Annotated in this window: 14 protein-coding genes; 10 read left to right on the plus strand and 4 right to left on the minus strand. The window is 37.8% G+C overall.

Going from position 1 to position 11,466, the window contains the following annotated elements:
- Positions 1-86 precede the first annotated feature (86 nt).
- Positions 87-1,346 carry an MFS transporter gene (locus KPC_RS02225; RefSeq protein ID WP_121972803.1) on the minus strand — a complete coding sequence of 420 codons (1,260 nt, stop codon included), beginning with the start codon at positions 1,344-1,346 and terminating at the stop codon, positions 87-89.
- Between the two features lie 236 nt (positions 1,347-1,582).
- On the opposite strand from KPC_RS02225, the gene rpmI reads away from it, so the two are divergent.
- Positions 1,583-1,777, plus strand: a complete 195-nt coding sequence (gene rpmI / locus KPC_RS02230; protein ID WP_001096359.1) for a 50S ribosomal protein L35 — start codon at positions 1,583-1,585, stop codon at positions 1,775-1,777.
- A gap of 11 nt (positions 1,778-1,788) precedes the next feature.
- The gene (gene rplT, locus KPC_RS02235) at positions 1,789-2,148 is read left to right on the plus strand and encodes a 50S ribosomal protein L20 (protein WP_004867327.1); all 360 of its coding nucleotides are present in this window, start codon (positions 1,789-1,791) and stop codon (positions 2,146-2,148) included.
- Between the two features lie 53 nt (positions 2,149-2,201).
- Here the strand turns inward: rplT and KPC_RS02240 are convergent, their stop codons facing one another.
- Complete coding sequence (locus KPC_RS02240; protein ID WP_228212126.1) at positions 2,202-3,338, minus strand: hypothetical protein; 1,137 nt, start codon at positions 3,336-3,338, stop codon at positions 2,202-2,204.
- A 60-nt stretch (positions 3,339-3,398) separates the two neighbouring features.
- Between KPC_RS02240 and KPC_RS02245 the strand changes: the two genes are divergently transcribed.
- The 5 genes from KPC_RS02245 to KPC_RS02265 all read left to right on the plus strand — a co-directional run bounded on the left by KPC_RS02245 (position 3,399) and on the right by KPC_RS02265 (position 5,743).
- Complete coding sequence (locus tag KPC_RS02245) at positions 3,399-3,773, plus strand: hypothetical protein (protein ID WP_121972804.1); 375 nt, start codon at positions 3,399-3,401, stop codon at positions 3,771-3,773.
- Positions 3,774-3,869: 96 nt separating this feature from the next.
- Entirely contained in the window at positions 3,870-4,067 is a 198-nt protein-coding gene (locus tag KPC_RS02250) for a hypothetical protein (RefSeq protein ID WP_121972805.1), read from the plus strand.
- Between the two features lie 64 nt (positions 4,068-4,131).
- Entirely contained in the window at positions 4,132-4,662 is a 531-nt protein-coding gene (locus KPC_RS02255; RefSeq protein ID WP_121972806.1) for a P-loop NTPase family protein, read from the plus strand.
- Positions 4,663-4,687: 25 nt separating this feature from the next.
- Positions 4,688-5,176 carry a GNAT family N-acetyltransferase gene (locus KPC_RS02260; RefSeq protein ID WP_171334409.1) on the plus strand — a complete coding sequence of 163 codons (489 nt, stop codon included), beginning with the start codon at positions 4,688-4,690 and terminating at the stop codon, positions 5,174-5,176.
- 12 nt (positions 5,177-5,188) lie between these two features.
- Positions 5,189-5,743, plus strand: coding sequence for an NADAR family protein (locus tag KPC_RS02265; protein WP_121972808.1), 555 nt, complete (start codon positions 5,189-5,191; stop codon positions 5,741-5,743).
- Positions 5,744-5,763: 20 nt separating this feature from the next.
- On the opposite strand, the gene KPC_RS02270 is transcribed toward KPC_RS02265, so the two are convergent.
- Positions 5,764-6,807: a hypothetical protein gene (locus KPC_RS02270; RefSeq protein WP_121972809.1), complete on the minus strand. Its 1,044-nt coding sequence runs from the start codon at positions 6,805-6,807 to the stop codon at positions 5,764-5,766.
- Positions 6,808-7,023: 216 nt separating this feature from the next.
- Between KPC_RS02270 and pheS the strand changes: the two genes are divergently transcribed.
- The 3 genes from pheS to KPC_RS02285 all read left to right on the plus strand — a co-directional run bounded on the left by pheS (position 7,024) and on the right by KPC_RS02285 (position 10,828).
- Entirely contained in the window at positions 7,024-8,004 is a 981-nt protein-coding gene (pheS, locus tag KPC_RS02275) for a phenylalanine--tRNA ligase subunit alpha (RefSeq protein ID WP_121972810.1), read from the plus strand.
- A gap of 146 nt (positions 8,005-8,150) precedes the next feature.
- Entirely contained in the window at positions 8,151-10,532 is a 2,382-nt protein-coding gene (gene pheT / locus KPC_RS02280; RefSeq protein ID WP_121972811.1) for a phenylalanine--tRNA ligase subunit beta, read from the plus strand.
- Positions 10,529-10,828, plus strand: a complete 300-nt coding sequence (locus KPC_RS02285; protein WP_121972812.1) for an integration host factor subunit alpha — start codon at positions 10,529-10,531, stop codon at positions 10,826-10,828. Before pheT ends, KPC_RS02285 begins: the two co-directional genes overlap by 4 nt.
- A gap of 144 nt (positions 10,829-10,972) precedes the next feature.
- Here KPC_RS02285 and KPC_RS02290 read toward each other — a convergent pair whose 3' ends face one another.
- Complete coding sequence (locus tag KPC_RS02290) at positions 10,973-11,227, minus strand: hypothetical protein (RefSeq protein ID WP_121972813.1); 255 nt, start codon at positions 11,225-11,227, stop codon at positions 10,973-10,975.
- Between the last annotated feature and the right edge of the window lie 239 nt (positions 11,228-11,466).

The raw sequence follows: 11,466 nt of genomic DNA on the forward strand, positions 1-11,466 counted from the left end.
ATAATTTGATGACTAAATTGTGTAATAGTATTTCTTGATTTAATGCTCACCGCAATAAAAAAAGCACCGAAAGGTGCTTTGTTTTGTTAATTTCGATCTTCGATACCTTTGGTAATGTCTACTTTAAACAGGTCAGAGGTTTTTACCCAGCTAAGTGTCACGACTGCTAAAGTCATACATCCACCAAAAACTGTTGCAGTAACAGTTCCTAGATACTTGGCAGCTAGCCCAGATTCAAATGCGCCAAGTTCATTACTACTTGAAACAAACATGCCATTTACTGCTGCAACACGTCCCCGCATATTTTCAGGTGGGTACACTTGCAAAATTGTTTGACGAACGACAACAGAAATACTATCACAAGCACCCGTCATGGCTAATGCAAATAGGGACAGCCATAGATGATTTGAAAAGGCGAAAATAATGGTAAAGACACCAAATCCTGCGACTGCGATCAGCATATTTCGCCATGCATGATGTGTTGGTGGGAATTTTGTCAATGCAATCATGGTGATGAGTGCACCGATAGAAGGGGCAGCACGTAAATATCCCAGTCCCTCTGGACCTACTTTCAGAATGTCTGCGGCAAAAATAGGTAATAACGCAACAACTCCACCGAAAAGTACAGAAACCAGATCTAGTGAAATTGCCCAAAGAACAATTTTGGTCTTCCAGATAAAACGAAAACCTTCACTTAAACTATCCCATAAATTATCATGCTCCATAGCTGGAAAGGTTCTCTTTTTTAACAGATTAATTAAAAGAAAACAGATAAATAAAAGTATGGCAACCGAGAGTAAACTCGTTTCACGTCCAAGACCTGCTAGCATAAAACCACCGAGCATTGGACCAATGATGACACCACTTTGCCAACCAATGGTTGTCCATGTTGCCCCATTAGCATATAACGCTCTTGGGATGAGGAACGGTTTAAGTGATGTTGCTGATGGGTTATAAAAACCACGAATTGTACCAAGCCCAAAAATGACAGCGTAAATACCCAAAGATAATGTGGTTATCGTAATTTGTTCATGATCATAGGCATGAAATAGCCACCATAAAACCAGTGGCAGGGGAAATGAGAAAAATAAGCAAATTTTCATAATGGCTTGCTTATTGAACTTATCTGCAAAATAGCCACCCCATAATGATAAGGCGATAAAAGGTATTGCTTCAGCAAGCCCGATTAGTCCAAGTGTCAGGGGATCTTTGGTTATTTGATATAAAGAAAAAGCGACGATGATTTCTTGTATAAGAATAGCGAGTGTTAGACAAAACTGATTGACAGTAATAATTGAAAAATCTCGATAACGTAGTGCTGCAAATGCATCCTGAGCAGGGTTCATTAATGATCCGGTTTTATCATGATGTGACAATTATAAAGATAAAACATGAACAGGTTCATAAATTCATTCATTATTATATATTGGAAAAAATGCTAAGAAATTATATGCACAGCTAGATAATTTGCATGCTTTTGCTTTTGTTTTATACAAAGAAGATGTAGAATACTGCCTTCCTTACCTGCAGGTCGATTTGCAATGGTGCAAACGTGCCAAACAGGTGCTTAAAAGAGGTTGCTATGGCTAAATTAAAAACTCGCCGTGGTGCAGCTAAACGCTTTAAAGCGACTGCTAACGGTTTCAAACGCAAGCAAGCGTTCAAACGCCACATCTTGACCAAAAAATCTGCTAAGCGTATCCGTCAATTACGCGGTTGTGTAATGGTTCACGTAAGTGACGTTGCATCAGTTCGTCGTATGTGCCCATACATCTAAGGAGATTATAAATGGCTCGTGTAAAACGTGGTGTACAGGCTCATCGCCGTCACAAAAAAATCCTTGCTCGCGCTAAAGGTTACTATGGTGCTCGTTCACGTGTTTACCGCGTAGCGTTCCAGGCTGTAATCAAAGCTGGTCAATATGCTTATCGTGACCGCCGTCAAAAGAAACGTCAATTCCGTGCTTTATGGATTGCGCGTATCAATGCTGGTGCTCGTCAAAACGGTTTGTCTTATAGCCGCATGATTGATGGCTTGAAAAAAGCTCAAGTGATCATCGACCGTCGCGTATTAGCTGACATCGCTATGCATGATGCAGTTGCTTTCGCTGCTTTAGCTGAAAAAGCTAAAGGTGCTTTAGCTGCATAAGCTTAGAGATTTTAAAAAACCGCCATTTGGCGGTTTTTTTATACCTATAATTTTTATTTTTTTGACCAGATATATAAAAAGCTAACCACTACAATTGTGATTACAGTAAATCTGGCAAATTCAAAATGAGACATTAACCAGAATAAACCATAAAGTATTCCAAATCCAATAGCTATGAAGATTAGTAAGTAAATTGTCGATGCTAAGGTTGTGATAGGTTTTTCGTTTGTATATTCGCAACTTACAGTATTGTTATCTGGTTCAGTTGCAGTGTCTGGAATATTCGTTGAGCTATACGGGACTAATTTGAAATCCTGATCGATATAAGCATTTTTATAATCATTTGCAGTATGAGAAAGCAGATTTATAAAAGCATAGTTTAGGTTTTCTTGATAAATACAAATTTGTGAAAAATTTTGATCGATAAAATCAGAATGAGATGATCTAGAATCACGGGATAATTCTTTTTCGGTTTCGATTTGATTCTGCAAATCTTCTAGCTGCTTTACCCATGAAAATGCAAGATTAGGTTGGGATTTGTTTTCCTGGAGAAATGGATAAAGAGTTGCTTCATCCTCTAAGAATAGATTATTAATAAGTTTTAAATTTTGATTTTGTGTGAAATTAAATTTGTTATCTAAAAACTCAGTCTTAAAGTATTCATGATGTGTTTTCCAATTCTGATGCTTGGTAAATTCATTGATGGTTTGTAATTGTTTTGGGTCTAATCTGATGAGTGTAAATAATAAATATTCATTAAATATTTGAGATGAGGTGAATCCGCTAAATTCACGAGGATCGGAGGAGTTTATGAATTCTTTGACTTTTTCTCTTTCAATTTTTACTAAGGCAAAACTTTGAGTTCTTCCTAAAAATACAGCGAGTGGGTAGTTACTCATATCAAAAATATATTGTTTAAAATGAGTCGTGAAATTAGGATAGATTAACTGAAATGGGACAAGTCGACATCGTTGAATACATTGCTCATTCATATCGACAATAAAATGATCGATTGAATCGTAAATTAATTCATTTGTTTCGAAGTCACGTACCATGAATAATTGATTTGTAATTGCGCACCATTCATGCTGGATTTGGTAATATGCGATTTCATTATCAAAAAAACGTTGTGCATTGTGTTGTAAGCCCAATATAAATTGCCAATAATTATTCATCATATTATTTTGCATTGTTAGTTCTAACCTTTACTGCATAATAACGTGTAATGAAGCTTAAGATAAGCAGGGCTTATGCGTAAACAATATCACTTTCGTAAAGTTAACGATGACATTTATATTTGGGATGTGCATCATCTGATTAAGTTAAGCCAAAATTTTCAAACAAAACAAGTAAAACTTTATCAAATTAAAGAGTTAGATGAAGCTTATTGGTTTGATGATGTTCATCCGACTACACGACAAATTATTGAACATATCAAATTGATTCAAGATGCTGATTTATCTTATCCGATTATTTTAAGTGCTGATGGTCGGGTGATGGATGGGATGCATCGGGTTGCCAAAGCTGTACTTTTGTCATTAGAACACATTGGAGCTGTGCAATTTAAAGAAACACCTCCTCCAGATTTTATAAATGTTGATGAAAATGAGCTGGATTATGATTAAAAATAAAGTGTGATTTATTACACAATTTCTACATGAAAAATATGTGCGAATTTTAAACTTTCTTTTACATTATAAAGATAATAAAAGGAGGCACCCATGCTTGTAGAAATCAAAGGTCTTGAACAAGGTACAATAGACGTAAAATTAGATATTATTCCTCGAGAAGGTGAACATCTAAAAATCATGTATGGCGCTGATGCTGAAGTTGAAGGTGTGGTTGCATCAGTGAATCATTATATAAACCAACATGCAGATGAACATAAAATATTCATCACTATAAAACCAGGTAATTGATTCGCTTTAGAATGAATATCGATTAAAGTAGCTAAAATAGCTACTTTTTTTATGGGAGCAGAGGATGAGAAGAATGAATGTCGTTGGGACTTCTGCTTCAGGTAAAACAACATTTTCCAGAGTGTTGGCAAAAAAGCTTGGATTGAATTATATCGAACTAGATGACCTGTTCTGGCTGGATGACTGGAAAGAAACGCCAGATACAGAATTCTTTAAAAAAATACAGGTCGAAATTGAGAATTCATCGAATGGCTATGTAATTGATGGAAATTATACACGTACAACATACATGACCTGGAAAGAAATTGATGCCGTGATTTGGCTTGATTTACCATTTTCGATCAATTTACTACAATCCATAAAGCGATCTGTAGTACGTGCATTATCAAAAAAAAAGATTTGGGAAAATTCAAATAATACTGAAAATTTGTCTCGGATATTTAGTCAAAAATCTATTATTTGGTGGATGATTAAAACACATCGTAAAAATCGGAAAAAATATTTAGCTAGGATGAAAGATCCTCAATATTCACATATTACATTTATTCGTTTATCTTCAAGACAACAGATACAACAATTCTTGGACCGGATTTAGAGAAGCAGAATATTTGAGGATGCATATGATCAGGCTGGCTAATGTAGAAGATGCTAAACATATCGCTCAAGTTCATGTGCAAAGCTGGCAGGAAACTTATCAGGGAATGGTTGATCAGGCGATTATTGATTCCAAAACGCTAGAAAAGCGGACCACTATGTGGAAAATGGTTTTAGCGGATTCCCAGCAACGGGTTTGGGTCTATGAAGAAAATGACAACATTTTAGGATTTTCGGATGTTTGTTTTTCGCCAAGCAAGCGAGATGCTGAACTAAAAGCAATTTATATTTTAAAAGAAGCGCAAGGGAAAGGTGTAGGCAGTCATTTTCTTAATGAATTATTTAAAATTTTAAAGCAGCAGAAATACCAATCTTTGTCTGTTTATGTTTTTCAAAAAAATCCAAGTCGATATTTTTATGAGAAATTCGGTGCTAAATTAGTGGGAGAAGCAGATGCTTCTGATTATGGAAAGGGTTTGAAAGAATTGCACTATATATGGAATTTAAATGTTTAGAGGTGGGTGATCATGTCGGATTTAAAGTATTTAGAGAATTTACAAGAATTGGTCAAGCATGGGCAACACTTTGACTATCTCGGTTTTTGGGGGCATACATCGAAACAAAAGGGAGTAGTGGATAAAAGTTGTTTTAGCCAATGGTATCCGGCAGTGTTTAATGTTGATGGTACAGAGTATAAAACTGCTGAACACTATATGATGGCTCAAAAAGCCAAGCTTTTTCAGGATGGTGAAATTTTCCAGAAAATACTTCAAACCGAGACACCAGATCAAGCGAAAGCTTTGGGGCGGAAAGTTCAAAATTATGATGAAGAATTATGGAAAGCCAAGCGTTTTGATATTGTCGTTCAAGGTAATTTGGCTAAATTTTCACAGCATAAAGACTTAAAAGACTTTCTTTTGAGTACAAAGAATAAGGTTCTGGTAGAGGCATCGCCTGTAGATAGGGTATGGGGAATAGGTTTGCCTGCTGATCATGCTGATGCAATGAACCCGGAGGTATGGCAAGGATTGAACTTGCTTGGTTTTGCTTTGATGGAAGTACGTAAGCAACTCGCGCAATAAAAAGTCACTTACGTCCCTGTTTAAAGTCCAAAATAATAAGCAGCCAGACAGATCAGAATAGTAATGACAATCAAAGCGAATACACCTGTTTTTCCAGATTTTGGGTGCTGCTGCTGAGGTGAGGGGTGTCTGCGGGCTGCTGACAAAATTTTAGTATTTGATGACCCTTCATCAAATGGTGAGGGTGTTTCAATTTTTGTTAAGCGAGCTGATTTATAATGATTCGCAACTTTTATTACAAATTTTCCTTGTAAATCATCTAGCTTATGTGAGAAATGTCTTAGATTGAGTTGCTCATCCGGAGACATGATTTCTCCATTTTCATGGTAGGGATGTTGTATTTTATCCTGAATAAAGTTTGTAAGGGCATCCATTCGAACAAGCGTATCATTGGCATAATCGGCTGGATAATCATCAGGCAAAAGTGGTAAAAATTTTCCTTTTTGCAGAATTGTGCCGCCCTCATTTTGCTGTTGTTTCATTCCATAATAAGGTAGTCCGCGATTGGATGGGGCGATAAAACCTTGAGCATATTTGCTTTCAAAAAGCTCATTTTCTGTATAGCTTTGTATGTCATCCCAATTTGGCTGAACTAGATCATTTTCAATACGCTTGGAGAGTTTGCTATTGAGTTCAAAACGCCAGAAAGTTTCCGTACGTACATCGGAGCGCTGTTCTATTGGTAATTCATAATCTTGATCGGCGTTATACCATTCAGCCAGTTCTTTCCCTAAAATCCATGCTGTCTTTTTGTGTTTTTCATGACTAACGATAAAGTGAGGGAAGGCCAAAAGTTCAACGTTAGGATTGGGATTTTGTTCATCATTTAATATGCCAGCGCTATGCAGGCTAAGGCGATAAACCCCCTGTTTTTTTAAACCTTCGAGCCAGATTTGGAAATGTTGTGCCAATAAATGTTGTGTTAATAGGTCACGAAAACTAAACAGATGTTGATTAAAAATAGAATGCTGAACCCAAAAGGCAAAGCTATAGTCTTGAGTTAGATACTCATTACCATAGGTGACTAGAGTAAGCTGTTGTTTCCAAATTTGATCGAGTGCCATGTTGTAATAGATCTCAGAGACAATCCATGCATTTTAATCTAGTGAAAAATAAAGTGTTAGTCCTTGTTACATTTCATAAATGGGTTATTTTTATGATTATTTCCAGATTAAATCACTTATTTAAATTTCCTGCTTAGATGCTTCATCCAACTGCATAAAAACTGTTAAACTATGCTGTTATATATTTTTAATAAATTACTTGCTTTGAGAGTTAATATGTCACTGGAAGCCCTGACCACTGAAGCGCTCGCTGCAATTGCAGCGGCAGAAGACCTAGCCACACTTGATACTGTTCGGGTGCAGTTTACGGGGAAGAAAAGCCAGCTTGCGGAACAATCTAAAGCATTAGGCAAAATGGATCCTGAGGAACGTAAAGTTCAAGGTGCTGCAATTCATGCAGTGCGGGAAGCAATCAATAATGCATTAACAGGTCGTCAAGCCGAGTTGCAAAAAGCTGAATTAGAAAAAAAACTGGCAAATGAAACAGTCGACATCACACTGCCTGGTCGAGGGCAGTTAATCGGTAGCATTCATCCTGTGACGCAGGTTCAGGAACGTATTTGCCAATTTTTTACCAAGGCAGGTTTTACCGTTGCGACTGGTCCAGAAGTTGAAGATGATTATCACAATTTTGAAGCGTTAAATATTCCAGGGCATCATCCTGCACGTGCAATGCATGATACTTTCTATTTTGATGTAAATCATTTGCTTCGTACACATACTTCAGGTGTGCAAGTGCGTACTATGGAAAAAAACCAGCCGCCAATTCGTATTGTATGCCCAGGTCGTGTGTATCGCTGTGATTCTGATCAAACACATTCTCCAATGTTTCATCAGATCGAAGGTTTATATGTTGCTGAAAATACTAGCTTTGCAGAGCTTAAAGGTTTACTTGTAAATTTATTAAATGAGTTTTTTGAAAAAGATTTAAAAGTTCGTTTTCGCCCGTCTTATTTCCCATTTACAGAGCCTAGTGCAGAAGTGGATATCATGGATGAACGTGGCCGCTGGCTGGAAGTTTTAGGTTGCGGTATGGTGCATCCAAATGTACTACGTGCATCGGGTATTGATCCTGAAAAATATAAAGGCTTCGCATTTGGTCTGGGTGTAGAGCGTTTTGCAATGCTTCGTTATGGTATTAATGATTTGCGTATGTTCTACCAAAATGATGTGCGTTTTTTACGTCAATTTGCTTGAAGTTTAAATAAATATTTTGAAATTTAAGGTTTATTAAAATCCCTCTAGGTTCCCCTAAAAAAAGGGGACTTGCATCGCCAAGTTGAACAGGTAATTTCCCCTCTTTGAAAATGAGGGGGCTAGGGGAGATGAAGGAAAATGAATTTATGAAAATTAGCGAAAATTGGCTGCGTACATGGGTAAACCCAAGCGTTGATAGTGAAACTTTATCTGACCAACTGACCATGTTGGGTTTAGAAGTCGATGATATGACGCCTGCAGCAAAACCTTTCACAGGCGTAGTCGTAGGTGAAGTACTGACTGTTGAACAACATCCAGATGCTGATCGTTTACGTGTTACAACGGTCAATATCGGTTCAGGTGAGCCATTACAAATTGTTTGCGGTGCACCAAACGTACGTGCAGGTATGAAAGCACCAGTTGCAACGATCGGAGCGGTATTACCAGGTGATTTTAAAATTAAAAAGGGTAAACTCCGTGGTATTGAATCACATGGTATGCTTTGTGGTGCATCTGAAATAGATCTTGAAGATAAATTGGATGGTTTGTTAGAGCTTCCGGCAGATGCTCCTGTTGGTGTCAATATTCGTGAATATCTCAATCTGGATGATCATGTCATTGATATCAGTATTACACCAAACCGTGGTGATTGCTTTAGTATCCGTGGCGTTGCCCGCGAAATTGGTGTGATCAATCAGTTAGCAGTGACTGCGCCTGAGATTAAAGAAGTTGCAGCTACAATTACTGACGAGAAAAAAGTTGTTATTTCAACAGATGGTGCACCACGTTATTTGGGACGTGTGATTAAAAACGTTAATACCAAAGCCCCAACTCCAGAATGGATGGAGCAGGCACTGGCACGTTCTGGTATCCGTCAGCACAGTATTTTAGTTGATATTACCAACTACGTATTGATGGAGTTAGGACAACCATTGCATGCTTTTGATGGCGGTAAAGTTGAAGGTGCTGTACATGTCCGTCAGGCGACAACCAATGAAAAATTAATATTACTGAATGATCAGGAAGTGGAACTTTCCGAAGATGTCATGGTGATTGCCGATGATAAAAAAGCATTAGCTATTGCAGGTATCATGGGGGGCGCTTCATCAGCTGTGTCTGATAATACAACTGAAATCTTCCTGGAGTCAGCATTCTTTGCACCACTTGCTATTGTTGGTCGTGCCCGCCGTTTTGGCTTGCACACAGATGCTTCTCAACGTTATGAGCGTGGTGTCGATTTTGAATTGCCTATGATCGCGATGAATAGGGCGTCACAACTGATTGCCGAATTGGCAGGTGGTGAGTTTGGTCCTATTACGGTTGCTGAAAATCAAGACTTGCTTCCTAAACGTCATGCAATTGAGTTGAATCAGGCGCAAGTGGATCAGTTGCTGGGTTATAAGGTTGAATCAGATTTTATTACGGATGCATTACAGCGTTTAGGTTGTGATGTTACTGTCAAGGCACAAGGTGAATGGGATGTTGTTCCTCCATCTCATCGTTATGATATGGAAATCTATCAAGATTTGATTGAAGAAGTTGCCCGTATCCACGGATATGACAATATCCAGATGAGTTTACCTGTTATAGATGTAAAACTGGCTAGGCATCAGGATCAATTTGAACTGAGCCAATTACGCCAAACAATTGCGACTTTAGGCTATCAAGAAGCAATCAGTTTTAGCTTTGCTGATCTGAAACTGGAAAAACAGTTAAATCCTGCGGTTCAACCACTCATGTTGGCAAATCCAATTTCAAGTGAATTAGCTGCAATGCGTTCGACTTTGCTTTCAAGTTTGATACCTTGTGTACAATATAATTTGAATCGTCAGCAAAACCGTGTAAGATTCTTCGAGTTAGGATTACGTTTTGATTATCAAGATGCTAGCAGTATTGATGACTTGAAACAGATTCCAACTTTAGCTCTAATTGCAGTAGGTTCGCGAGTGCCTGAGTCTTGGCATGGTAAAGTCCAGCCAATGGATTTCTTTGACTTTAAAGGTGAGGTTGAAGAACTTTTAGCTGCAGGTCGTGTAAAAGCAGAATATGTGCGTTCAGAGCGTTCTTGGTTGCATCCAGGTCAATCTGCTGAAATTTTAGTTGATGGAAAATCAATTGGATATTTGGGTCGTTTGCACCCTTCTTTAGAAGATGCACTAGATTTGGGCACAACCTGGGTTGCGGAACTAGATCAAAGTGCTGTTTTGCAAACTTATGTATCTAATTTTACAGAATTATCACGTTTTCCATCGGTTAGACGTGATATTGCGCTTTTAATCAATGATAATATTAATGTTAGAGAAATTCAGCAACTTATCGAAAAGTCTGGTGGTGATCTTTTAGATTCAACTTGGTTATTCGATGTGTATACTGGTCAGGGTGTGGAAAATGGCAAACGCTCACTTGCATTTGCTTTGCTATGGCAGCATCCATCACGTACACTCGAAGATGCTGAAATTAAATCTGGTATGGATCATATAATCGAAGTGTTAGAGAACACTTATCAAGCGACATTGAGGGCCTCATGACAGCATTAACAAAAGCAGAAATGGCTGATCATTTAAGTGAGCTTACGAGTTTGAATCGTCGTGAAGCAAAACAAATGGTCGAGTTGTTTTTCGATGAAATTAGCCATGCATTAATTGCTGGCGAACAAGTCAAATTATCTGGATTTGGTAACTTTGAGCTACGTGATAAACGTCAGCGTCCAGGCCGTAATCCAAAGACTGGTGAAGAAATTCCTATTTCGGCTCGCCGTGTAGTAACTTTCCGTGCTGGTCAGAAATTTAGACAACGCGTAGGAACAGAACAAACTGAAGATTAATCTCATCAGTTTGTTTAAAAAGAAAGCCTTAAATAAGATTCTTATTTAAGGCTTATTTTTTATGTCTAATTTTAAAAAATTAAGTTTGAACATAAAAAAAGAGAGCCAATGGCTCTCTTTTTTGATAATAATCTTAAGTGATTATTATTTTGCAGCAGAAGCTTCAGCAGCAGCGTCAACTGCAGAAGCAGCAGCAGTAGCGTCAGAAGCAGCAGCAGCTGTATCTACAGCAGCAGAAGCAGCAGTTTCAGCAGCAGCGTCAGCAGCAGAAGCAGCAGCAGTAGCTTCAGAAGCAGCAGCGTTAGCATCAGCAGCTTTGTCTTCTGCTTTTTTAGCACAACCAACGAAAGCTAAAGTAGTAGCAACTGCAGCAGCAACAGCGAATTTTTTGAATAACATGGCATCACTCTCATAAAAAAAATTGAGACTATAAAAACCCAAGTCAGTCTGTTTTGCTTTTATTATTCCTAACGTTAGATAGGTCAACAACGCATGGAGCAGTCTAACTGGACTAAGGAATATGCTATCACTGTGGATTTTGAAATACTACTAGCCTGTAAAAAAAAAATGAAAAAAAGCGGAAAAATTGTCTATTTTTTAACAGAAAATAACAATTGAAATGTGATAATACATCGGAG

It is taken from the genome of Acinetobacter stercoris, from assembly GCF_900323515.1.
GTDB lineage: Bacteria > Pseudomonadota > Gammaproteobacteria > Pseudomonadales > Moraxellaceae > Acinetobacter > Acinetobacter stercoris.